This window comes from Nocardia sp. NPDC020380 (assembly GCF_044386975.1).
GTDB lineage: Bacteria > Actinomycetota > Actinomycetes > Mycobacteriales > Mycobacteriaceae > Nocardia.
In genome coordinates this window covers 25,229-48,289 of the sequence record NZ_JBIRVQ010000022.1, presented here as the reverse complement: position 1 = coordinate 48,289, position 23,061 = coordinate 25,229, and the positions used below count along the sequence as shown (strand labels likewise).

Genomic DNA, 23,061 nt, shown 5'->3' with positions numbered 1-23,061 from the left:
TTATCCGTCCAGTTGGTCGAGGGTGTAGCCGACCAGCGAGCTCACCGTTTCGAAGTGGTGTTGTTCGAGGGTGTCCTGGTCGAATTCGATGCCGGTCTCGTCCTCGATCTTCATGAGTAGTTCGAGGGCGCTGGTGGAGTCGAGTCCGAGGTCGTCGAAGAGGCGGGTGCCGGGTTCGAGGGTGTCGGGCTCGCGGTGCACCATGGCGGCGAGGATGAGGACGACCTTGTCGGCGATGGCGGTCTGCTGGCTCATTGTTCGGTTCCTTCGCGGGTGGGTCCGGGCGCGGTGCGGGCCGTCAGGTCGTGCAGGTGCTGGGGGCGCAGTAGGTCCTCGGCGGTGTCGCGCTCGCGGATCCGGTACGCCTGCCCGTGGTGGACGAGCACTTCCGCGGGACCGCCGTGTCCGAGGAACAGCACCGGTGAGGCGGTGGGCCCGTAGGCGCCCGAGCGGGCGACGCCCAGCAGATCCCCGGGCCGCAGCGGCGGCAGCTCCGCACGTTTGGCGAGGGTGTCGTTGGGAGTGCACAAGGGTCCGGTTACGGTCCAGGTCCCGACCGGTCCGGCTTCACCGCCGGAGAGCACGCGCATCGGGAAGTCGCGTTTGACGAAGGACCCGATGCCGACTGCCGCCATATGGTGGTGCGTGCCGCCGTCGGTGATCGCGAACTGTTGTTCCAGTGAGGTTTTCACGTATCGCACTCGCACGGCGTAGGTGCCGGCGAGGGCGGTGAGGTAGCGCCCGAGCTCCATGACGAGCCGGGTCCGCGGGTGCGAGGCCGTGAACTCGGCGATGATCGGTTCGAGCCGCTCGCCGACCAGGGCCGGGTCGAGATCGCGCTCGCCGTCGAAGTAGGCGATCCCGAGTCCCCCGCCGATATCGACCATCTCGAGTGCGAAGCCGAGCTGCTCCGACAGCCGTTGCGCGAGCGCGAGTATGCGCTGGGTGTTCTCGGCGATCACCCCTTCGTCGAGAATTCGGGTGCCCATATAGACGTGGATGCCCATGAACCGCAGGTTCGGATAGCGGCGCACGAGGTCGGGAGCCTCGTCGAGTTGTGCTTCGTCGATGCCGAACTGGCGCGGCTTGCCGCCCATGGTGAGCCCGGAACCTTTGACCGCGAAGGCGGGATTGACCCGCAGCGCGACCGGTGCGATCAGCCCGCGCTCCCCCGCGATCCGATCGAGCAGATCCAGCTCACCGAAGGATTCGCAGATGATCGCGTACACCCCCATATCGAGGCAGGCGGCGAGTTCGACCGGGCTCTTGCCGGGCCCGGGAAAGATGATGTCACCGGGTGCGACGCCCGCGCGGGTGGCGGTGACCAGTTCGGCGAGCGAACACACCTCCGCTCGTGCGCCCAGCGAGTGCAGCAGCGCGCAGATGCTGATGTTGGGATTGGCTTTGAGGGAGAAGAAGATCTCCAGCTTCGGGTGCAGGTGTGCGCGCAGTCGCCGGTATTGGGATTCGAGCACATCGCCGTCGTAGACGAACAAGGGTGTGCCGTGTTCGCGGGCGAGTTCGCTGTAAGTGAGGCCTTGGATCTCGGTGTCGCTCATCGGTTCTGCCTCTCTACAGCGCCGCCAGGCGGGTGCTGATCTCGGTGTCGATGGCTGAAAGCTGGTGCGGGTCGCGGGCCATCACCAGTCCGTAGAGCCGCCCGTCGTACCCGTCCGAGGGTGTGCTGGCGGCCGGTGCGGCGGCGTTGACGGTGGCGAAGTTGTTGATCAGCAGCCCGCTGTCGCTGTCGCGTTCGAGCAGTATGCCTTTGAGTGCGCGGCGCAGGTCGGAGAAGGCGAGCGGGGCGCGCAGCCGCACCGGATAGTGGCGGGCGAGTACCGGATTCTCGTCGGTGCCGAGGGTTTCCTGGATGCGGGCCTGGTAGGTGGACATGTTGTTGCGGGCGTTGATCTCGATCATGGGATAGAGCCCGCCGTCGGGGTCGAGCAGGGCGTCCACGCCGGCCACGCCGAAGTAGCCGTCGCGCGCGAGCGCCGCGCCGATGCGCTGGGCGCTGTCGCGCAGCAAGGCGTCCTGGGCTGGGGTGAGTGCGGCCGGGAATCGGTGTCCTTTGTGCACACCGGCTTCGGTGATCGCCTCCTTGACGAAGTCGAAGTGCACGTCGCCGTCGCGGCCGATCGTGAACTGGTAGTTCAGGTCTGTGCGTTTGGCGACCCACTCCTCGACGACGAGTCCGGCGCGCCGATGTCCGGCGCGTTCGGCTCGGCGAATCGCCATGCGCTGCAACCGATCGAGGCGCTCGACGGTGGCCACCACGGCGATCCCGCGCCCGGACACCCCGTAGGCGTCCTTGACCACGACGGTGTGCCCGTCGGCAAGCAGCAGCCGGGCCTGTTCCACGGCTCGGTCGAGTTCATCCAGGGTCTCCGCGGCCCATCCCCGCGGGCGCCGCAGAGCCAATTCCTCGGCCAGCCGGCAACTGTAGATCTTGCTGTTGACCCGTTTGCAGACCGCGGCCGCCGGTGCGGCCAGCGGAATTTCACTCGCCTGGGCGAGCTCTTCTTCCAGGTCCGAGACACCGTGCGGGAGCAGCCGGGCGCCGCCGCGACCGAGCCGCCGTAACGCATCCTGGGTAGCGTGATCAGCGAGGATATCGGCGGTGACGGTGTGCTGCGGGTCCTGATGGTCGATGGTGAGGATGTGCGGCGGCGTGAGTCCGAGTTCGTCGAGGTAGTTCAGATACCCGGGATCGGGTGCGGCTTTGAGTACGACGTGGTCGTCCGGGCCGGCCAGTAGCAGGGTGAATTCGTCCATCCGGTTCACCACGGCTCGTCCCGCGGGGAAGCTCACCCCGGGCAGGCCGGGTTCGCCCATGGCCCACCGGTCTTCGATCTCGAAGTTGCCGAGAAAGACCAGAGGAGTGTCGGGTGTGCCGGTGACGGCGATTTTGAGCCGGGTGCCGAAATCGTCGGGCTGTGCGCGCATGGTTGGTCCTGGCCTGTTCTCGAGGGCGGAAGCTGCTCAGTGGCGGAAGACCATGGCGGAGAACGTCGCTCCGAGCCCGACCGAGGCCATCATGTAGTAGTCGCCCGGTCGCAGCCGCCCGGTCTCACACGCGGTGCGGTAGTTCAGGAACGGGTCCGCGCAGAAGCAGTGCCCGGTGATGGGCAGGTTCTCGAGGAAGATGCGCCCGATCGGAAATCCGATCTGCTTCGACAGTCGCTTCCAGGAGTTCTGATTGACGTGGTGCGGCAGGATCAGCGCGATGTCATCGAGGGTGAGCCCGGCATCGTCGACCGCCGCCTGCAGCACCTCGGCGAGAGCCTCGGGATAGAGCCGATCGAATTCCCGCGCCAGTTCGTAGGTCAGCCAGGGCGCTTGATTGAACTGGCCGTGGGTGCGGGTGGCGTAGGACAGTATCCGGTCGTGATCGCCATTGCGTCGCACCAGGATCGCGGCCATGCCCTCCCCCATGACGGCGGTGTCGACGATGAACTGCTGCGAGTAGGCGTTGTAGGCCTTCTCGCCGGTGAAGATCAGCGCCAGCGCCTCGGGATCGCTGTCGGCGGCGAGCAGTCGCCCGCACACGTCCAAGGCGAGCAGTCCGGTGGCACAGGCATGCTGGGTCAGGCAGAAGGTCGCGGCATGGTCGAGCCCGAGTGCGCGGCGTACTTCGTGCACGGGGTTGGTCGGGTAGGGCGCGGCGACGGGCAGGGTGAGGGCCTGCACGATGTAGCGCACTTGCTTCTCGCGCCCGCGCAGTTGTTCTTCGAGTCCGGCGACGGTGCTGAGCATCTGGTCGGCCAGCCGGGCCTGGCTGTCGCGGCGGATGTGGGAGAAGCCGTAGAAGCGCCGGAACAGGCGGATCTGGGTGTCGCTGACGTCGAGTCCGGCCAGGGCCTCGTCGATGGGGATGCTGCGCGGTGGGAGATAGGTGGCCACCGCTTCCAGGCAGGTCATCGCGTGTCACCCTGCTTTCTGGGCTCGAAGGGTTTGGGAGAGAGGATGTTTCGACTATCACCGATGGCGCGCGGGCGGATAAGGCTCCGACGGGCGCCTCATCGGCCCGATCGAACGGTCATGCCCGATGGGCCGGTGTCCGCGCCGGCGGTGAGCACGACCTTGAAGGCCTCGCGCCGGTGGAACAGGTCGTAGCCGTGGCGGGCCTCGCGTAGTGGGAGGCGGTGCGAGATCAGGGGTGCCGGGTCGATGACGCCGGTACGCATGAGTTCGACGGCCTTGTCGCGGTGGCGGATCGGGTCGCCGACGGTGAAGCGCAGGGTCAGTTCCCGGGTGAAGGCCAGCCCGCTGGGGAAGGGCATGGCGGTGGCGCTGTGCGCTCCGACGACAGCAACGGTGGCGCGTGGGCCCGCGCTGTGCATGGCGCATTGCAGGGCGGCGTCGGTGCCGACGGCTTCGAGGATGGCGCGCGCGCCGTACCCGGGTGCGGCTTCGTCCAGCGTGGCTGCCAGTTCGGTTGGCGCGACCGCACGGATGCCGAGGGCTTCGGCGGTGGCGCGGCGAGCGGGATCAGGATCGGCGATCACGACGTGTGCGGCGCCGAGGGCGCTCGCACAGAGGGCGGCGAGCAGCCCTACCGGTCCCGCGCCCACGACTCCCGTCACCGTACCGGCCTCGATGCCTGCGTCCGCTGCCGCGGCGTAGGCGGTGGTGAGCACGTCGCCGGCGAACAGTGCTTGCTCGTCGGTGAGGTCTGCGGGCGTGCGCGCGAGCACCGTGTCAGCGAAGGGAATTCGCACGTATTCGGCTTGCCCGCCGGGTACGGGCGCACCGACGACGGTCGAGTAGCCGAACAGGCTGGCGTGCGCGCAGTGATAGTGCCAGCCGCGCGCGCAGATCGGGCAGCGGCCGCACGCGACGAGATCGGAGGCGTACACCCGCTCCCCCGCCGCGAAGGGCACTTCGCTGCCGGCATCGACGACGACGCCGGCGAATTCGTGGCCCAGGATGGTGCCCGGTGCGAAGTCGGGAATCTCGCCCCGGTAGGGGTGCAGGTCCGAACCGCAGATGGCGCTGCGGGTCACCCGTACGACCGCCGCGCGCGGCCCGTCCACGCGCGGCATCGGCACGTCGTTTACGCGGACCTGATAGGGCCCTTGGTACACAACGCCTTTCATCGGCGCTCCTCGTCGCTGTGCGGGTGCAGGATGGTCCAGTCCTTCGGTCCCAGCTCGATCCGGGCCTTCTGTTCGATGCCGCTGTCCCACCGGATATCGGTGACATGTGTGGTGGCGCCGTGGTTGATCACAATCAGCCGCTCGGCATCGTGGTCACGGATGAGTTCGAGGTCCGGATCGTCGCAGTCCGCGATCGCTGGGATCCCCGCCAGCGCGGCGATGCGCCGGTAGAACTGCTCCCAGGGCGCAGCCACCAGTCGTCCGGGCCGGTCGAGCTGACGTTCGAACGGGGTGTTGGTGAACAGAACCCGCCCCTCACCGATCCGTTGGCAGACCAAAGCCGGCGTGCCGTCGCGGTAAGAGCCGAGTACCTCGGCAGTGGTCGCGCGCAGTGTGGTGGCTCGGGTGGGAGCGGCGCTCCAGTCGATCTCCCATGCCCGGCCGTCCCACTCGAACGCGGCATGCCCGGTCGAGGGCGGTGCGTAGTCGATGATCTCCGCGCCGACAAGGTCCGTGCCCGGGAACCCGTGCAGATGATCGCCCAGCGAGCAGTACACCGTTCCCCCACGTTCGGCGACGCCACGCAGGGCACGCCGGTCCGACAGCGTGAGGTGCGTCGGCGAGGGGCACAGTACGAGGTCATAGCCCTCGAGATCGCCTGCGGCGATATCGAAGTCGAGGTGCGCGCGGGTGAGCAGCAGATGGCAGAAGAACGCGCCCAGCGTCGCGACACCGGTGTCGAGGTAGGACGCACCGGCCTCGCGCCCGCGCCGGGGTAGGTACACCGCGATCCGGGGACGCGAGCGCCTCACAGCGAGTTCACTTGCGGCGTCGGCGATTCTGCGGAACTCGTGCATGGCGGGTTTCTCGGTGCCGTCGAGGCGGTGTAGTCCGGCGACTCGTTCGCCGGGCCGGTCGAGGTAGGGCGCGGTCTCGGCGGCGATGTCCTGCCAGCACCACACGAACAGGCCGTTGGCGCCGTTAGCGATGGCCGAGGTTGCAGCGGCGCGAAGGTACGAAGCAGCGGTGTCGTCGGCGACGCCGTAGCTCCCGAGCTCGTCGACCAGCGGAACACCGTATGCCGCAGCGTATTTGACCAGGAATGCAGGCAGCGTGGTGGCCTTGTAGGACAGGGTGGATTCGATGGATCCCGGTGCCCACAGCGGGAATCCGTGGATGCCGATCAGGTCGAGTGGTTCGCTGTTGTCGGGTCCGAACGGCGACGGGCCGAGCACGCCGGAGGCGTCGTTGGCCTGTAGGACGAGGACGCCGGGTGATTCCTCGCGTAGTGCAGCGGCCAATCGCACCTGCCAGCAGGCGATGTCATCCGCGGTCAGGGCGGCGGCCTCGATGGGATCGACACAGCCGATCTCGTCGCCGAGGTCGAAGCCGAGCAGGCCCTCGCGCGCCCCGACCGCGCGGGCGACGGTGCGAGCGAATTCCTCCTGGCGGTCGAGCATGCCGGGATCGCGCCAGAGGCTGCGTCCGTGCCGCCACGGCAGGTCCAGCCGTTGCCCGTTCATCCAGATGGTGAACAGCGAGACCACGCACGCCAATTGCGCGCGCTCGGCCGCGGCGAGGACCGCGTCGAGGCGGTGCAGCATGGCCGGATCGATCTGTCCCGCCGCGGGTTCGAAGTCACGCCAGAGCACGAACAGCCGCACGGTGCTCAGCCCGGCCGCCGCCACGGCCGTGAAATCGGCTTCGATGGCGAGTGGATCCCAGTCCGTCCAGATCCGGCACCCCGCGACCGACGGGTGATAGTCGACGCCGACGGCGAGGAAGGGCCGCCCATTGCGATGTAACCGGCCGTCGCGCACAGCGAAGCTCATGAGACGGTCCTCCCGCAGGCGCGCAGCACGCTCTCGGCGAGCACATCGGCGACGAATGCCGGATCGTCGTCGCTCATCCGGGCGTGCAGCGGCAGGGACAGCAGTCGAGTGGCGATGGCGTCGGTGACCGGCAGCGGTCGCCGGTGCGAACCGAAACGTGCACGGTAGTAAGAGAATTGGTGCGTCGGCGGATAGTGCACGGAGGTCTGTATCCCCGCGTCACGCAGGTGTGCGCGTACGGTGTCGCGATCGGCGCGCACGGGCAGGATCACCGCCATCAGGTGCAGGCCGCTGTCCTGGTCGTATTCGGCGAAGGGCACGATCAATTCCGGAATCCCGGCCAGCCGTTCGCGATAGTGGTCGATGAGCTCCCGGCGGCGGCGCCGCTCGCCCGCGAGTTTGCGCAATTGGATACCGCCGATGGCCGAGGTGATTTCGGTGGGCCGATAGTTCAGCCCGACATCGGCAACGTCGTAGTCGGCGCGCCCGCTGCGATCGCGATCCCAGGTGCTGGCCGACAGGCAGTGCGAGCGGGCGGCCCGCACGTGCCCGAGCAGTACCGGGTCCTTGGCCACCACCATGCCGCCTTCGCCGGTGGTGAGGTTCTTGGTGGCGTAGAAGCTGAAACAGCCTATGTCGCCGATGGTTCCGAGCATGCCGGTGCCGGGTGCGCGCACGATCGGCGCGTGGGCGGCGTCCTCGATCAGCGCCAGGCCGTGCTCGCGGGCGATGCCCGCCAGCGCGACGAGGTCGGCCGGGTAGCCGCCGTAGTGCATGGCGACGATCGCTTTGGTGCGGGGCGTGATCAGCTTGCGGACATCGCCCGGATCCAGGGTGGGATCGCTGCCGGAGCGGACGTCGGCGAAAACCGGTGTGCCGCCTTCCAAGACGATCATGGCCGCAGCGGAGACGAAGCTCAGCGCCGGCATGATCACCTCGTCGCCGGGCCCGATGTGCAATGCGCGCACGGTCAGGTGCAGGGCGGCGGTGCCGCTGCTGACCGCGACCGCGTCCGGGCATCCGAGTGCGGCGGCGAAGTCCTGTTCGAAGGCGCGGGTGCGTGGGCCCGGTGACAGCCAGCGCGAGCGCAGCACCTCGGTGACCGCGGCGATCTCCTCCTCGTCGATGGTGTTGTCGGCGAGGGTGACCTTCCACTCGGGTGGTGTCGGGGTGGGCATCGAAGCCTCCTTGTGGTGAGTGGCGACCGGCGGACCGGTCAGGTGGTACCGCGGATCTCGGCGTAGCCGGCGGCGACCTGCTCGGCGACGCGATCCCAGGTGAAGTCGGCGCGTACGCGCGCCTGCCCGGCTTGTCCCATGGCTCGGCGGGCCGGTTCGTCGGTGAGCAGCCGTATCAGGGCGGCGGCGATGTCCGTGGGCCGCGGGGTGACGACCAGGCCGTCGACGCCGTCGGCGACGATGTCGTGCACGCCCGGGAAATCGCCTGTGACAACCGGTATTCCGGATGCCCACGCTTCGAGGAACACGAGTGGGAACACATCCGCACTCGTCGGCAGGCACAGGACCGCCCCGGCGGCGAGGACGTCGCGTTTGGTCGCTTCGTCGACGACACCGAGATCCAGGATGCGCGGATCGGCATACGCCCGAAAGGTTTCCGTGGCGGTGCGATCGCCGTCGGGCCCGAGAAACAGGAATCGTATCTCGGGCAGCGTCCGCCACACCAGCGGTGCGGCGCGCAGTAGTTCGGCATATCCCTTCGAGGGGATCCGCCGCCCGACGAACACGACCACCGGCCCGCCCAGTGGCAGCCGGTCCCGGATCCGGTCTGGTTCCGCTTCGCCGGACAGATCGGGTGCGTGCGGAATCTGTCGTATGCGTCCGGGTTCGGCGCCGAACCGCCCGAGTTCCAGGGCTTCGGACTCGGTCAGCGCGTAGATGATTCCCGCACGCCGGCATGCGATCCGCCCGAGTTCGCGATCGGGCCACAGCTGTGGCGCGGTGGCCGGTGTCAGCGCCAGTCGTGCACCGCAGCGTCCGGCCAGGCGCAGTGCGCTGGCGATGTGTTCGGGCTTGGCCAGGTCGTAGGCGTGCACGACGTCGGCGCGCCACATCTTCTCGGGACCGGTGCTGTGATCGGTGCGCATCACCCGTGGATCCAGGTCGTTCTTGCCGCGATCGGTGCGTATCGGTCCCGGGTCCAGCTCGGTCTCGCAGCGGTGGATGTGTACCAGTGCGGGGTCCAGGTCCTCGGGTGGGTGGGAGTCGGTGAGGGCGTGGACGCAATGTCCTTGTCGGGCGAGGTGTTCGCTGGTTCGCCAAGCCATGCGCTCGGCGCCGGCGTGGGTGCCGGCGTAGCCGCCGAAGGTGACGAGTACGGCGGTCATCGCGGGCCGGCTTCGGGGTCGGCGGGGCGATGGCGGGCGTACCAGTCGAAGGTTTCGCGTAGCCCGGTGTCGAGGTCGGTTTTCGGTTCGTAGCCGAGAACGCTGCGCAGGACCGAGAGTTCGGGCAGTCGGCGATCGGGTGACCCGGCGGGCGGCTGGTGGACGGTGATTTCGGGGTGGGCTGCGGCCAGGTCCAGTACTCGCTGGGCGAGGTCGTGGATGCGGATTTCCTCGCGGTCGTTGCCGATATTGGCGATGATCGGTTCGGTCCCGCCGAGGCGGGTAAGTCCGGTTGTGGCGTCGATGGCGTCGTCGATGTAGCAGAAGGCGCGAGTCTGGGCGTCGCCGTAGATGTCGAAGGGGTTGGCGCCGGACAGGGCGCGTTCGATGAATTGCGGGATGACGTGGGAGCGGCCCATGCGCGGTCCGTAGATATTGTGGTAGCGGCCGATCCGCACGCGTGCGCCGGTGTCCTGTTGCAGGAACAGGGTTTCGGAGACGATCTTGCTGAGTGCGTAGGACGAGCGTGGCGCGCGGGGGTCTGTCAGTACGAACGGCAGATCCTCCGGTGACGGGAAGGCCGACAGACCCGCGCGGAGTGCGCCGTCGGCGACTTCGCTGGTCGAGCTGAGGAACAGTGCACCTGGGGGGTGGGCGCGACACCAGTCGAGCAGGTTCAGTGTGGCGAGCAGATTGGTCCGCAGGACCCGCCCTGGTTCCTCGTTGGCGCGCTGCACGCCGACCACCGCCGCCAGGTGGTAAACGGCGTCGAAGTCCTTGCCGGGCAGTCGGTCCGGGAGCGGTGTGGTCAGGTCGTGGGTGACGACAGCCGCATGCTGGCGGATTTCGGCGAGGTCGGCGTCGTCGGCGCCGCGTGAGAAGTCGTCGAGCAGTACCAGTTCGGCTCCGTCGCGCAGCAGTCGCCGCGCGAGGTGGAGGCCGACGAATCCGGCGCCGCCGGTGATCAGTACGCGTTCAGGCACGGCCCAGCCTCCGATACTCGATGCCGGGAACCCCGGACAGTGCACCTTCGAGCAGCCCCCACATGTCGAAGACGATGGCGGGCTTGCGCATTCGGGTCAGCACGAATTCCGCGTCGAGGACGCTGTAGCGCGGGTGATCGACCAGCAGCAGGAGTGCATCGGCGTCGGTCAGTCCCTCTTCGAGGCTCATGGGCTGCGCGCCGATCTGTGTGATCCGCTCCGCGCCGACCACGAAGTCGTGGCCGCCCAGTACCGCGACCTTCCCGCGCAGGTCCGCGGCGATCTCGACGGCTGCCGACCCGCGCACATCATCGGTCTCCGGACGCCCTTTGTAAGCGATCCCGCCCAGCAGGATCTTCGCCGATTCCAGGGATCGTCCCTGTGCGGCAAGGGTTTTCACCACAGTATCCAGGGCATGGTGCGGCACCGCTTCGTTGACGGCGCGAGCGGCCGCGACCATCGGTGGTGTGTATCCGGCGTGCTCGGCGCTGTGGATGAGCAGGTAGGGGTCCTTGATCAGGCAGCTGCCGCCGACGAATCCGGGTTTCGACAGATCCGGCCGCGGATAGCGCAGATTGGCGGCGGCGATGACCTCATTGGCGTCGATGCCCAGTGCCGAGGACATGAGTGCGACCTCGTTGCCGAACCCGTAGATGAGGTCGGTGTGGGCATTGCACACCAATTTCACCATCTCCGCGGCTTCCGGGCTCGACACCGTCACTTGGTCGGCTGCGACCGGCTTCAGTAGTCGGCGGGTGCGTTCCAGTGAGCGTTCGTCGAGCGCGCCGATGATCTGCGGGAGTTCTTCGAGCTCACGCAGCGCTTGCCCCTGAATGATCCGTTCAGGGCACATGGCCAGCAGCGGCGCCTCGACCCGACGGCGCAGCAGCGGCAGCACGACGGTGCGGCAGGTGCCGACGGGCACGGTGCTGCGGATGACGACGAGTGTCTCCGGTGACATGTGCTCTGCGACCATGCTCGTCGCCGAGATGAGGTGGCGCAGATCGGGTTGATGGGTCTCCTCATCGACCGCGGTGCCCACGCAGATGATGATCTCGCGCGGTGGCTCGTCGGGCAGCCGGTCGGTCACCGTGAACTGCTCGGGCCCAACGGATTCGAGTAGCTCCGGCAGTCCCGGCTCCAGAAATCGGGGTGCCCCGGCCGCGAGTGCGGCGCGCACGCCGGGATCCACGTCGACGCCGATCACTCGTCGACCGGCGCGCGCCAGCGACAATGCCAGCGGCAGGCCCACATAGCCGAGTCCGATGACCGCCACGGTGTCGTTCACAGGCTGGTTCATATTCCACCTTCACTGAGGTCCGGGGCGGCGGCCGCGCGCCGGTCGACGGCGGTGCCACGAAGAAGTTGGCCGAGTGAGACCTTGCCGAGCGCGCTGCGCGGCAGCTCGGCGACGACGTGCACTTGGTGCGGAATCTCGTAGGGCAGCAGTCGTGTCCGGCAGAACCCGACGACTTGCTCGAGATCGGCGTCGCCGGCGAGTACCACGGCGGCGTGGATCTCCTGCTCGGCGTCGTCTTCTCCGCCGCCGTAGACGAATATCTCGCTGACGTCGGGACATTCGCCGATCAGCCGCTCGACTCGGCGCGGGTTGATCTTGCGTCCGCCGACATTGATGAAGGTGTCCTTGCGGGCCAGGACGAACAGATTCCCATGCTCGTCGACCCGCACCAGATCACCGGTGTCGTGAAAGCCGTTGTCGTCGTGATGTTCTCCGGGCTTATCGAATCCGTCGAACATGGTGCCGGTCCGCACGCGCAGCCGCCCGACCGTGCCATCCACTTTCGCGTCGGCGGCCGGAGAACCCGGTTCGGCAATGGCGCCGTCGTCCGCGATCTCGGTCGGGGCGGGCGCTTCCACGCGCCATTCGACGCCGGGTGCGAAGGTGCCGACCGATCCTTCCGGCCAGGGCTCGGGCCGTTCGTAAGTGCAGGCGACGAGCCCTGTTTCGGTACTGCCGTAGATCTGGTGGACGCGTACGCCCAGCCGCTGTCCCGCGGCGGTGGCCACGCGCTCCGAGAGCGGGCCGCCCGAGGACAAGGCCACCCGCAGCCGATTCCCGCCCGAGCCGGGGGCCGAGGCGATGAGCTCGTAACCCAGCGGTGTTCCCAGTAGCACGGTCGCGTCGCTCAGACCCGCCAGCAGCACACGCAGATTGAATTGGGTGAGCGTGAGTAGCCGCGCGCCGGAGACGACGGCGGCTGCCAGTCCGCCGACCAGGCCGAAGGAGTGCGCGAGCGGGATGCTCACGAAAACTGTGTCGTCCGTGGTCAGTCGGTGAATATCGCGGTAGATGCGTCCGCCGCGCACGATATTGTCCGCGCGGTGCCGTGCAATGCGTTGCTCGCCGGTCGATCCGGAGGTGAGCTGGTCGATCGATGCGGGAGGTGCGCTCTCCGGACGTGCCGTTGCCGGTCCGGTCGTGAGCGTCCGGAACTCCATATACCGCAGGCGGTCCGAGACCTGCTCGGCGAAATCCGCCGGCCCGATCACGCAGCGCGGCGCGGCGGCAACTACCGCCGATGCTTCGTCGCCGAGATACGAGTTGGGCCATTCCACCAGCAGCAGTTCGATCCCTGCGGCAGCCAGCCCGATCAGGACCGCGACACACTCCACGGTGTTATCGACAACGACCACTACCGGCCCAGCGCCAGCGGGCAGTACCTGTGTGCGGCCCGCTACCGTTTCGGCCAGTTCGCGTAGCCGCGACCAGCTGACCGAGGTCCAGCCTTGCGGTGCACCGGAACTCACCGCGATCGCGTCGGGCGCCCGCTCGGCGTGGCGGCGCACATGGTCGAGGAGTGTGGCTTCTCGTTCGGTGTCCATGTCAGTACCGCCCGAACACGACGGCCAGCGCCTGCGGGGTCCCGGTATCGAACATGGCCAGCACCAGCTCCTCGTGCAGTCGGTCCGCGATCTCGTCATCACGCGGGCGGTATCGGTCCAGCAGTTCCGCGACGACCTGCATCGCGCGATGCGAATCCCCGCCCTCACGGAAGAAGTCCTCGGTCGCCGCGAGCGGTGATCGTGTCAGCGCGCGGCCCATGAATCTGCCTATCGTGGTGAGGAGATCGGTCATGGTCGTCTCGCTCATCGGGCCTCCAGGACCGGGTGTCCGTCGCGTGGCCGGTCGGCGACGGTGAGGTAGTGATCCGGGTCGGCCAGGAATTCGCGTTCGGCGGCCGTGTAGCCGGCGGGTGTGCCGATGTCGTGCCAGGCGTCGGCGAAGCGGTAGGCGTACACGTCTTCGCCACTGTCGATGAGCGATTCGATGAGGTCGGGCATGTCCACGGTGACGCCCGCGGGAATGAGTTCCCGCACCACGGGATCGATCACGTACATGCCCGAGGACACGTCGACGGCGAGCGTCGGCTTCTCCCAGATGGCGCGCACCTGCCCGGAGGCGACGTGCAGCACACCCAGATCCATCGGCACTTCCCGGCGCCGCACCGCGACCGACAGCAGACAGCCGCTGCGCACATGGATGCCGTGCAGATGGGCGAAGTCGACAGCGGTGAGGATGTCGGCGTTCATCACCACCGCGGGCGTGTCCCAGTCCCGCACCTGCCGCAGCGGCGCGGCGGTCCCGCAGGGCGGCTCGTCGATGCAGTAGTCGATGGCCAGTCCCAGCCGTGAGCCGTCGCCGAATTCGTCGCGGATCATGTCGCCGAGGTGCGCGATACACAGTGTGGCGCGGTCGAATCCGCACGACCGCAATCGCCGGAGCAGGATTTCCAGGATGGAATACCTACCCAGCGTCATCAGCGGTTTGGGCCGGTTCCGGGTGTAGGGCAGCAGCCGCGATCCCCTACCCCCGGCCAGAATGATGGCGTGCACAGTTTCTCCTGCCCCGGAACTGCTGGAACGATGTCCCGAATTCTTTTGCAGTGCACCGAGTATCGGCAGCGGAGGGGGTGAGCGGTAAGTCCCGGACGCGCGCGCGACCGACCTGGAAACACGACCATGCTCGAACGGTCAGCAACCGTGGACGGGGACGGTGGGCGGTTGCTACCAAGGACTCGGGGGAATTCGCTACCACCGGTGGAGCCGTGCATGGAAACGACGCATATGACGATAGGCGGCCGGGTGGCCGCAGTCGTCGACACCTTTCCCGTCGAGAATCCCGCTGACGCGGAGGTTTTCGCGGCCGCCCCGGCAGCGACGGTCGAGCAGGTGGATGCCGCGGTCACTGCCGCGCGGACCGCGCACCCGCGATGGGCAGCACTGCCGATCGATGGGCGCCGCGCTCACCTGCGTAAGTGCGGCGCGGCGCTGAGCGCGGCGGCCGATGAGATTGCGGCACTGCTGACTCGCGAGCAGGGCAAGCCGTTGGTCAAAGCCCGGGCCGAAGTCGAGCTGTCCGCGACGTGGTTCTCCGATACCGCCGGCCAGGATCTCGCCGTCGAGGATCTCGGCGACGCCGGCGCCGAGATTCGGCTGCAGCACAAGCCTTATGGTGTGGTGGCCGCGATCACGCCATGGAACTATCCGATCATCCTGGCCGTGTGCAAGTTGGCCCCAGCCCTGCTGGCGGGCAATACGGTTGTGCTCAAGCCGTCACCGGAGACCCCGCTGTCGTCGCTGCTGATGACCGAAGTGCTGTGCGAGGTACTCCCGTCGGGTGTGTTGAACGTGGTCTCGGGCGCAGGCCCGGTCGGCCGTGCCCTGGTGGAACATGCAGGTGTGGACAAGGTTTCGTTCACCGGCTCGGTGCAGACGGGCCTGGCGATCGCCGCGTCGACGGCGCAGCGATTGCAGCGCCCGACTTTGGAGCTCGGCGGTAATGACGCGGCCATCGTGCTGCCGGACGCGCCAGTGGCAGAGATCGCGGAACGCCTGTTCTGGGCCGCATTCGAGAACAGCGGCCAGTACTGCACCGCCGTCAAACGCGTCTATGCCCACCGCGTCGTGTACTCCGATCTGGTCGATGCGCTGCGGGCGCAGGCCGAGCAGGTCGTGGTCGGCGATGGAATGGATCCCACTACCCAATTGGGCCCACTGGTAAGCGCCCATCAGCTCGACCGGGTCGCCGCCCTCGTAGAGCAGGCTGTGGCGGGTGGCGGGCAGGTGGTCGCTGGTGGACGCCGTCTCGATCGTCCCGGCCACTTCTATGCGCCGACCATCGTCGCCGGCGCAGAGCCTGACAGCCGCCTGGTGCAGGAGGAACAGTTCGGACCAGTGCTTCCAATTCTGCCCTTCGACACGGTCGAGGAAGCTGTGACCCAAGCGAATTCGACCACCTTCGGTCTCGGCGGTTCTGCATGGGGTGAATCGGATCGTGCAACCGAGGTCGCGGCTGAACTCGAGTGCGGCACAGCGTGGATCAACACCCATGGCGACCTACGCCACGGTGTCCCCTTCGGCGGCTACCGGCAGTCGGGAGCTGGTGTCGAGTACGGCACCCTCGGCCTGCTCGAGTACACCCGACCGCGCGTCACCCACGTACGCCGGGTCTGAAGACCACAGGTACACGCCCGGCCTGCGGGTGACCCACGCTCTCCCAGCGTGGAGATCACCCGACCAGGCCGGGCGTGAGAACTATCAGCGCACGCCGCACTTGAAGCCCACCAACGCATTCCCGGCGCGAAGACGGCCGGTGCACAGCGGATCCGAGCCTCACCGCCGCAGGCCGGGCGTGAGGACCGCGGGTGCGCGACGCAGGTATGGGGCGAGTGCGCTGGTGGGATCCTCTGCGACGTCCTCCGGTGTGCCCTGTGCGACGAGTTGCCCGCCGCCGTCGCCGCCGCCGGGTCCGAGGTCGATGATCCAGTCGGCGGCCGCGATCACGTCCACGTTGTGTTCGATGACCACGACGGTGTCGCCGCGGTCGACCAGGCGGTGCAGTAGGTCGATGAGGAGTCCGACGTCGGCGGCGTGCAGGCCACTGGTGGGTTCGTCGACGATGTAGAGGGTGCGGGCGGCGTCGATGTCGCGCAGCAGTTCTCGGGAGAGTTTGAGCCGCTGGGCTTCGCCGCCGCTGAGGGTGGCGCAGCTCTGGCCGAGTCGCAGATGGCCGAGTCCGACCTCGTCGAGCATGCGCAGGGCGCGGCCGATCTTGGGACGGTCGCCGAGGACGTGCATTGCCTGGGTCACTTCGAGATCGAGGACCTCTGCGATGGTGACGCCGTCGAGCCGGACCTCGAGTACCTCGGCGTTGTAGCGGCGGCCGCCGCAGACTCCACATGGCACGACCACGTCGGACAGGAAGTGCATCGGCATAGACAATTCTCCTGAGCCGCGGCAGGTCCAGCATTGGCCGGCCTCGGCGTTGAAGGAGAAGTGCGCGATGCCCCAGCCGCGTTGCGCTGCGAGTGGTGCCCGCGCGAACAGTTTGCGGATCTCGTCGAAGATGCCGATGTAGGTCGCGGGGATCGAGCGGTTCGACCGGCCCATCGGATCCTGCGCGGCCCCGATCACCCGATCGAAGACCTCGTGTCCTCGCAGCCCGCGCAGGACCTCCGGATTCGCCGGTTCGCCTTTGAGTGCTGCGGCTACTTCGGGTTCCAGGATGCCTTTCACCAACGAGCTCTTGCCACTGCCGCTCGGTCCGGTGACGCAGGTCAGTACATCTCGGGGTATGGATACGTCAATATCGCGCAGATTGTGCAGCCGCGCGCCGGTAAGAACGATCTGCGCATCCGGTGCCGGGATGCGGCGGCGGGGCTGCCGCCCACCGGGCACAAACTCGCCACGCAGGTACCGTGCGGTCGCCGACATCGGTTCTCCCGCAACCACTTCAGGAGGTCCTGCCGCAACCACGCGACCCCCCGCATCGCCCGCACCTGGCCCGATATCGATGAGATGGTCTGCGCTGCGCATGATGTCGGCATCGTGCTCGACGACGACCACGGTATTGCCGCTTTCGCGCAGGCGCGCCAGACTCTCGATGAGCCGGCCGGTATCGCGTGGATGCAGACCCACAGAGGGCTCGTCCAGGACGTACACCACCCCGACCAGCCCGCACCCGAGCTGGCGGGCGATGCGCAGCCGCTGGCCCTCCCCCGCCGACAGCGCGGGCATCTGCCGATCCAGCGACAGATAGTCCAGCCCGACCTCGCTCATGTGCGAAAGCCGTTGCCGCAGTTCAGAAATGATCTCCTGCGCGGCCTGGGCCACTACATCGGCAAACACCAGCTGTGATACCGCATCCAACCACGCGGGCAGTTCCGAGATCGGCAAGGCCGACACCTCGGTGATATCCAGTCCCTCCAGCCGGACGGCACGCGCGTCGGCATTTAGCCGCGCGCCGCCGCATTCCGGGCACGGGGTGGCGCTCATGAACTGGTGGTAGTTGTGCCGCCGGTCCTCGGAGGCGGCCGCTCGCGCGAGCCGATCGATCTGCGGCACCAGGCCCGCATCGGTACGGCGTGGCAGATAGGCGGCGACGTCGCCGGGCACCGAATGTACCGTCTCGCCGTAAAGCACGATGTCGCGCAGTGCGACCGGAAGCTCGCACCAGGGTGTGTCGAGGGTGGCGCCGAACATCTCGAGCAGCTTCGGTACATCGCGCACCGGCCAGTAGGTCTTCTTGGGTTCGCGACGGCGATCCCCGTAGAAGGCGAGCGCGCCGGCACGGATGGAGGCGTTCGGATCGGCCACCATCCGTGCCGCGGTCACTGTGATGCGGGTGCCCAATCCCTCGCATTCGCGGCACATACCGTCGGGTGTGTTGGCACTGAAGTAGCGCGCCGAGATCGCTGCCGCCTTGCGCCCGCAGTCCGTGCACACATGTCCGGTCGCGAGATACGCCGGATGCGTCCCGGCCCGTTCGATGACGAGCACCCGATCGTCTTTGGGCCGCACCGCTTTGATCCGCGCCCGCAGCCGCCGCGCGACGGATTCGGAACCACCACCGTCTGTTCCGACATGTCCGTTACTGCCGGCCTTGCCGAGCGATTCCACTTCGACCGCGTAGTTCTCCCCCAGCGGCGCCACGCCTTCGCCGACCGGCAGCGCCCATTGCGGGACCAGCCCCGCACGCACCGCGTCCCCGGCTACGGCCGTGGCCTGTTCGAGCAGCTCATCGGTGCTGCGCCCGACCACATCCGCTCCGCAGTAGCGGCAGGTGTGTATCCCGGCGCGTGCGAACAACAGCCGCAGCAGATCTCCGGTCTCGGAGACACTGCCCACGGTCGACCGCGGATTGCGGCCCGGCACATGCTGTTTCACCGCGATCGTGGGACCGAGCCCGGTGATGGTGTCGACTTTGGGCCGCGGCAGTCGTTCGAAACCGCGCCGCAGATACGGCGAGAGGCTCTCCTGGTATTGGCGTTGCCCCTCCGCGTAGAGGGTGCCGAAGGCGAGGGAGGACTTCCCGCTGCCGGAGACGCCCGTGACGACGGTCAGCGCGTTGCGCGGGATCTCCACATTGATCGATTGCAGATTGTGTTCGCGCGCACCGCGTACCCGAATGACCTCGGGCTCCGGGCTCACGCTGTCGCCCCGTGCACGGCCACGTGCTCGGCGGCGCCGCGCAGGGTCGGCCGCAGCAGGAATTGTGCGAGGCCCAGTTCTACGCCGAACTCGCGCAGCACCGCTGTCAGCATGGTGGTCACCGCGAGCGAATCTCCGCCGAGGGCGAAGAAGTTGTCCTCGGGCGCGGCGAGTTCACCGTGCAGTACGTCCGACCAGATCTTCTGCATGCGTCGCTCCTCCGAAGAGATCTCATCCGCTTCCTGTGCCCAATCCGTCTCGTCCCGGGCGCTTCGAACGGCCACCATGGTGCGGTCGAGGGTGCCGTCCGGGCGCAGCGGGAGCGTATCGAGGACGGTCACCCGGCTGGGCACCATGTAGGAGGGGATGCGGTACTGCACCGTCGAGCGCACGTCGTCACCCGAAAGCCGTTCGCCCCGTTGCGGAACGACCGCGGCCAGCACCCGGTCCCCTGCCGGTGAGGGTTCGCTCCAGGCTACCGCCGCCGAAACTCCGTCGGCTTCGCGGAGTATCCGTTCGACGTAGCTGAGCTCGACGCGGGATCCGCGCACCCGTACCTCCCGGTTCGGCGGTCCGGCGGATACGAATTGGCCGTTGTGGGTGAGCCATCCGAGATCTCCGGTGTGATGGCGGGAGTCGCAGTCCGGTCCCGTGCCGACGGGTGGTCCCGCTATCACCAGGTCGCCGATCACTCCGGTCGGCACCGGTTCGCCGGCGTCGTCCACGGCGAAGATGCGTGCGCTGCCGATCGGGCTGCCGATAGGTACGTCCGCCGGGCCGGAGCGCGTGGTGACATCGGCCCAGGCCGCATCCGTTGTGACTGCCGACGCGCCATAGATATTGATCAGCCTGCACTCCGGCATGGACTCTCGCGCCCGTGCCAACAGGTCGGTATCGAGGGTTTCACCACCGAAGACGCACACTCGCACGGTGGCCAGCGCGGTTGACGCATCGGGGACAGTGTGCAGCACTGTCCACATCATCGAGGGCGTCACTCGCAAGCGAGTCGCCTCACATCTGCGAACCCACCCGGTCAACTCGGCTGCGTCGAAGACTGCCGAGAGGGGTAGCGGCGCGAGCGCGGCACCGGCGAGCAAGGGTGCGAATGCCGCAGTGACAGTGCCGAATCGGGCGTGCGCAGCGGCGGTCACCACCACTTCTCCCGCCGTGCCGGGGAATGTCTCCGATTCCCACGCCCAATGTTCGAGAATCGCGCGATGCGTGCCGGTGACGACGCGGACGGTCCTCGTGCCGTCGGTTACAGCGGCCAGCCAGGCCGGATCGCCCGATGATCGGTGTGCCGGTGTGCCCGGTGATTCCGCTACTGCGGCAACGTCTTCGGCAGTAATCACCGCCGGCCCTGATGCTACGGCTTCGCTCATCTCACCGACTATCGCGCTGACTCCGCAGGCGCGGATCTGATCGGCGGGTGCCGGCTCGGTGCGTGTGCGGTCGATCATGGCTACGACAGCGCCGAGGGACCAGGTCGCGAGAGTTGCGGCCAGCGACAGCGCGGAGATCTCCGCGTCCACCGCGACTACATCGCCGGGTCCGATTCCATAGCGGCGCAGGCAGGTCCGGATTCGATCACGCATGTGCGCGAGATCTTGGAAGCTCGATCGCCGGCCGGGTTCGTGCAGCGCGACGGCGTCCGGCTGGCGGGTGGCAACGGCCTCGAACGCGGCGCACACACCGAGGTTCGCGGCGCCTGCCGTCACCGGTGTGTTGACCTCGCGCAGGAGACCCAGTTCGGCCGGGTCGGGCCGTACCAGTTCGCGCAGTGTCACGGCCCCGTCCTCGGGCAGTGCACGAGTGATCCGCTCGAATCCCGCCGCGATATCGGCGGTTTCCTCGGCCGTCAGCACCTGCGTGGCGTATTCCCAGCTCAGGTGCAGGATTCCGGACACCGCAATGGCTTCGAGCATCAGATCGAATTTGGAGGTGCCGGTGTGCATCCACAGTGGTTCTGCCACACAGTCGTCGAGCATCAACGGCACGTCATCGTTGTTCTGCAGCACCATGACCACGTCGATCAAGGGAGTGCGCGACGGATCGGGTGCCCGGCGTGTGCGCACCGCGAGCTCCTCGAGCGGTACGCCCTGATGGGTGAAGACATATCGCCATTCGTCCCGCAGCACGGCGATGAGGTCTTGCAGTGTGGAATCCGGTGTGGCGCCCACGCGCACGGGCACTGTGTTGGTGAAGTATCCGACGGTCTCGTGGTCCTGGGGCCGGCTGCGCCCGGCCACGACGGTGCCGATCAGCGCCTCCCAGCGCCCGGTGCGCCGCGCGAGGCTGACATGCAGAATCGCCAGCAGTACAACGAACAACGAGGTGCGCGCCGCGGTGGCCAGCCCGGTCAGCTTCGCGGTGATCTCCGGCGGCAGATCGGTGTAGAGCACCGTCCCCTCGAGGTTGCGGGTGGGTGTGCGCCGGCGGCCGTCACCGAGGTCGATGCGATCGGGCAGGGGTAGTAGCCGTTGCGCCCAGTCCTCCGCCTCGGCTTCGACACCCGCTCCTATTCGCTGCCAGTGCGCGAAGTCCCGATAGTCGGCGGTTTCGCCGCGTCCAGGATCGGTACCCGCGTACAGGGCAGCGAGCTCACGGTAGATGATGTCCATCGACCACCCGTCGATGGCGATGTGATGGAACACGAACTGCAACAGCCATTCCCGCTCCCCGGTGCGGTAGGTGCGCAGTCGCAGCAGCCGTCCGGCGGTGAGATCGAATGGGACCTGAATGTCTTCCTCGGCGAGCTGCTCGGCTTGCGCCCAGGGCATGAGTGCCCGGTGGTGGATGATGTCGACCGGTGCGACGACCGGCGTCGCGGGTTCGACCGCGGGCCGATCGGCGGCGTAGCGGGTCCGCAATGCCGGATGCCGGGCGACCAGAGCGGTGACCGCCCGGTCGAGGATGTCGAGGTCGAGCGCTCCGACCACCCGGAATCCGCCCACCGTGTGATATGTGGAGCGTTCCCTTTGATATTCGTGCGCCATCCACAGCCGTTCCTCACCGAACGACAGTTCCCGCGATACCGGCGTGGCCTCGACGGCGACGGCATCGTCGGCGAGGGAGTCGACCAGCATGCGCGTGAGTGCCTCCGCGGTCACCCCGTCGAGCAATGCTTCCAGCACACTCCCGTCCACGGCGGCCGCCGTGTCGAATTCGAAGGCGATCCGCCCGGCCACTTTCAGCGCGCGCAGCGAATCACCGCCGAGTTGATGGAAACTCGCGCCGGGATCGACATTCCCGGCGCCGAGCACCTCCGCCATGATCCGCTGTACTGCCTCGAGCGCTTCGGATTCGGTCAACGCAGTTTCTGTCATGCCCAGCACCCACCGTCGTACGTTCGAGCGAACTTCCCGATCCGTCGAGTATCGAAGCGGGCACCGCCTCCGATAAGCCTCGGACGAGCGCCCCATCGACCTGGATGAACGGCTATGGCCTTGCGCCGCCCCGTATTCCGCGCTCAGTGCTGCGCCGCGTTGACCACCGCACCGATCGCACTGCCCAGCCGCGCATAGGTCGGTGCGAGCCTGCGCAGTGCCGCGGCGGCAGTAGCGTCCTCACCGACGACGAGCGCACGCTGCAACGACCCGATCAACCTCGCCTGCTCCCCGACGATCGCTGCCGCCTCCCCATACCCCGCCCGCGCAAGGCAACTCGCCGCATCGGCAGCCCGGCGCGCGCCTGCCCGCACGGAGAATCCGGTCAACAACCCGCGCAGTCCCGGATCGCACCCGCTATCGAGCATGCGCGCCAACCCGAGCGCTGCTCCCGCGTCGGCATTCTCGGTGGGTTCGGCCGTCAACCGCCGATGCGCCGCAGGCAAACACGCGGTCACAGCTTCGGTCTCGCTCACCTCGCGGACCTGCACGAATTCGGTGTACATGGTGAACGGCTGCCCGTAGTCGATACTTTCGGCGCGCCACGCGGCAAGCAGATCAGCGAGCGCGATCCACGCGAACGGATACCCCTGCGGATCGTGGACCGTCACGCCCTCATCATCGACATCGAGGACAGCGACATAGTGGTCCGCGCCGATGGGCCCGTTCATTCCCGGCTGATGCCGCAAATGCCCCATCTCCAAAGGCCCGATCACCACGGGCCCCCGAGCGCACGCCTCGCGCAGCCGCGCAACGGCCTCACTCTCCGACCCTCCCGAGGTCTTCGTCGCGGTCCACCCGAGCGCATCGAACGCCTCATCGATCCCGACCTCCGGAGTCCACCCGTGCGGATCGAAAAACAGTGCGTCACCAAGGATCTGCATCCCGAACGGACTACCCGTCACCGTCTCGAGCAGCCCTATCCCGGGCGCTCCCTCCCCCATAGCCATCGCCACACTGTTCGCA

At 67.8% G+C, this 23,061-nt stretch carries 17 protein-coding genes; 1 reads left to right on the top strand and 16 read right to left on the bottom strand.

Translation table 11 applies throughout. The features are described 5' to 3' along the window. The 13 genes from ACH438_RS41385 to ACH438_RS41325 form a co-directional block, all read right to left on the bottom strand. Positions 1 to 255, bottom strand: coding sequence for an acyl carrier protein (locus ACH438_RS41385; protein WP_397015831.1), 255 nt, complete (start codon positions 253 to 255; stop codon positions 1 to 3). Continuing rightward, on the bottom strand, positions 252 to 1,559 hold the full coding sequence (locus tag ACH438_RS41380; RefSeq protein WP_397015829.1) for a type III PLP-dependent enzyme: 1,308 nt from the start codon (positions 1,557 to 1,559) through the stop codon (positions 252 to 254). Before ACH438_RS41380 ends, ACH438_RS41385 begins: the two co-directional genes overlap by 4 nt. A 13-nt stretch (positions 1,560 to 1,572) precedes the next feature. Beyond that, positions 1,573 to 2,946 (bottom strand): ATP-grasp domain-containing protein, encoded by a 1,374-nt coding sequence (locus ACH438_RS41375; protein WP_397015827.1) that lies wholly within the window; start codon positions 2,944 to 2,946, stop codon positions 1,573 to 1,575. Positions 2,947 to 2,982: 36 nt separating this feature from the next. Further along, the gene (locus ACH438_RS41370) at positions 2,983 to 3,921 is read right to left on the bottom strand and encodes a 3-oxoacyl-[acyl-carrier-protein] synthase III C-terminal domain-containing protein (protein WP_397015825.1); all 939 of its coding nucleotides are present in this window, start codon (positions 3,919 to 3,921) and stop codon (positions 2,983 to 2,985) included. Positions 3,922 to 4,019: 98 nt separating this feature from the next. Beyond that, positions 4,020 to 5,099 (bottom strand): alcohol dehydrogenase catalytic domain-containing protein, encoded by a 1,080-nt coding sequence (locus tag ACH438_RS41365; protein WP_397015823.1) that lies wholly within the window; start codon positions 5,097 to 5,099, stop codon positions 4,020 to 4,022. Beyond that, positions 5,096 to 6,931: a beta-galactosidase trimerization domain-containing protein gene (locus tag ACH438_RS41360; protein WP_397015821.1), complete on the bottom strand. Its 1,836-nt coding sequence runs from the start codon at positions 6,929 to 6,931 to the stop codon at positions 5,096 to 5,098. The genes ACH438_RS41365 and ACH438_RS41360 overlap by 4 nt, the downstream gene beginning before the upstream one ends. Then, the gene (locus tag ACH438_RS41355; RefSeq protein ID WP_397015819.1) at positions 6,928 to 8,109 is read right to left on the bottom strand and encodes a DegT/DnrJ/EryC1/StrS family aminotransferase; all 1,182 of its coding nucleotides are present in this window, start codon (positions 8,107 to 8,109) and stop codon (positions 6,928 to 6,930) included. Before ACH438_RS41355 ends, ACH438_RS41360 begins: the two co-directional genes overlap by 4 nt. A gap of 38 nt (positions 8,110 to 8,147) precedes the next feature. Next, positions 8,148 to 9,275 (bottom strand): glycosyltransferase family 4 protein, encoded by a 1,128-nt coding sequence (locus ACH438_RS41350; protein WP_397015817.1) that lies wholly within the window; start codon positions 9,273 to 9,275, stop codon positions 8,148 to 8,150. Further along, the gene (locus ACH438_RS41345; RefSeq protein WP_397015815.1) at positions 9,272 to 10,258 is read right to left on the bottom strand and encodes an NAD-dependent epimerase/dehydratase family protein; all 987 of its coding nucleotides are present in this window, start codon (positions 10,256 to 10,258) and stop codon (positions 9,272 to 9,274) included. Before ACH438_RS41345 ends, ACH438_RS41350 begins: the two co-directional genes overlap by 4 nt. Beyond that, the gene (locus tag ACH438_RS41340; RefSeq protein WP_397015813.1) at positions 10,251 to 11,558 is read right to left on the bottom strand and encodes a nucleotide sugar dehydrogenase; all 1,308 of its coding nucleotides are present in this window, start codon (positions 11,556 to 11,558) and stop codon (positions 10,251 to 10,253) included. The genes ACH438_RS41345 and ACH438_RS41340 overlap by 8 nt, the downstream gene beginning before the upstream one ends. Then, entirely contained in the window at positions 11,555 to 13,102 is a 1,548-nt protein-coding gene (locus ACH438_RS41335; protein ID WP_397015811.1) for a class I adenylate-forming enzyme family protein, read from the bottom strand. The genes ACH438_RS41340 and ACH438_RS41335 overlap by 4 nt, the downstream gene beginning before the upstream one ends. Position 13,103: 1 nt before the next feature. Continuing rightward, on the bottom strand, positions 13,104 to 13,370 hold the full coding sequence (locus tag ACH438_RS41330; protein WP_397015809.1) for an ATP-binding protein: 267 nt from the start codon (positions 13,368 to 13,370) through the stop codon (positions 13,104 to 13,106). Then, positions 13,367 to 14,113, bottom strand: a complete 747-nt coding sequence (locus ACH438_RS41325) for an NDP-sugar synthase (protein WP_397015807.1) — start codon at positions 14,111 to 14,113, stop codon at positions 13,367 to 13,369. The genes ACH438_RS41330 and ACH438_RS41325 overlap by 4 nt, the downstream gene beginning before the upstream one ends. Positions 14,114 to 14,329: 216 nt before the next feature. Between ACH438_RS41325 and ACH438_RS41320 the strand changes: the two genes are divergently transcribed. Next, the gene (locus ACH438_RS41320) at positions 14,330 to 15,733 is read left to right on the top strand and encodes an aldehyde dehydrogenase family protein (protein ID WP_397015805.1); all 1,404 of its coding nucleotides are present in this window, start codon (positions 14,330 to 14,332) and stop codon (positions 15,731 to 15,733) included. A 159-nt stretch (positions 15,734 to 15,892) separates the two neighbouring features. Here the strand turns inward: ACH438_RS41320 and uvrA are convergent, their stop codons facing one another. The 3 genes from uvrA to ACH438_RS41305 form a co-directional block, all read right to left on the bottom strand. Then, the gene (gene uvrA / locus ACH438_RS41315) at positions 15,893 to 18,709 is read right to left on the bottom strand and encodes an excinuclease ABC subunit UvrA (protein ID WP_397015803.1); all 2,817 of its coding nucleotides are present in this window, start codon (positions 18,707 to 18,709) and stop codon (positions 15,893 to 15,895) included. Beyond that, the gene (locus tag ACH438_RS41310) at positions 18,706 to 22,035 is read right to left on the bottom strand and encodes a condensation domain-containing protein (protein ID WP_397015801.1); all 3,330 of its coding nucleotides are present in this window, start codon (positions 22,033 to 22,035) and stop codon (positions 18,706 to 18,708) included. Before ACH438_RS41310 ends, uvrA begins: the two co-directional genes overlap by 4 nt. Positions 22,036 to 22,178: 143 nt before the next feature. Continuing rightward, positions 22,179 to 23,045, bottom strand: a complete 867-nt coding sequence (locus ACH438_RS41305; protein ID WP_397015799.1) for a hypothetical protein — start codon at positions 23,043 to 23,045, stop codon at positions 22,179 to 22,181. Positions 23,046 to 23,061: the final 16 nt, after the last annotated feature.

Bases quoted from the DNA above. Each gene is read 5' to 3' on its own strand.
- ACH438_RS41375 (WP_397015827.1), bottom strand. From the start codon at position 2,946: ATGCGCGCACAGCCCGACGATTTCGGCACCCGGCTCAAAATCGCCGTC.
- ACH438_RS41305 (WP_397015799.1), bottom strand. From the start codon at position 23,045: ATGGCTATGGGGGAGGGAGCGCCCGGGATAGGGCTGCTCGAGACGGTG.
- ACH438_RS41350 (WP_397015817.1), bottom strand. From the start codon at position 9,275: ATGACCGCCGTACTCGTCACCTTCGGCGGCTACGCCGGCACCCACGCC.
- ACH438_RS41370 (WP_397015825.1), bottom strand. From the start codon at position 3,921: ATGACCTGCCTGGAAGCGGTGGCCACCTATCTCCCACCGCGCAGCATC.
- ACH438_RS41335 (WP_397015811.1), bottom strand. From the start codon at position 13,102: ATGGACACCGAACGAGAAGCCACACTCCTCGACCATGTGCGCCGCCAC.
- ACH438_RS41340 (WP_397015813.1), bottom strand. From the start codon at position 11,558: ATGAACCAGCCTGTGAACGACACCGTGGCGGTCATCGGACTCGGCTAT.
- ACH438_RS41355 (WP_397015819.1), bottom strand. From the start codon at position 8,109: ATGCCCACCCCGACACCACCCGAGTGGAAGGTCACCCTCGCCGACAAC.
- ACH438_RS41380 (WP_397015829.1), bottom strand. From the start codon at position 1,559: ATGAGCGACACCGAGATCCAAGGCCTCACTTACAGCGAACTCGCCCGC.
- ACH438_RS41310 (WP_397015801.1), bottom strand. From the start codon at position 22,035: ATGACAGAAACTGCGTTGACCGAATCCGAAGCGCTCGAGGCAGTACAG.
- ACH438_RS41385 (WP_397015831.1), bottom strand. From the start codon at position 255: ATGAGCCAGCAGACCGCCATCGCCGACAAGGTCGTCCTCATCCTCGCC.
- ACH438_RS41365 (WP_397015823.1), bottom strand. From the start codon at position 5,099: ATGAAAGGCGTTGTGTACCAAGGGCCCTATCAGGTCCGCGTAAACGAC.
- ACH438_RS41320 (WP_397015805.1), top strand. From the start codon at position 14,330: ATGGAAACGACGCATATGACGATAGGCGGCCGGGTGGCCGCAGTCGTC.
- ACH438_RS41360 (WP_397015821.1), bottom strand. From the start codon at position 6,931: ATGAGCTTCGCTGTGCGCGACGGCCGGTTACATCGCAATGGGCGGCCC.
- ACH438_RS41330 (WP_397015809.1), bottom strand. From the start codon at position 13,370: ATGAGCGAGACGACCATGACCGATCTCCTCACCACGATAGGCAGATTC.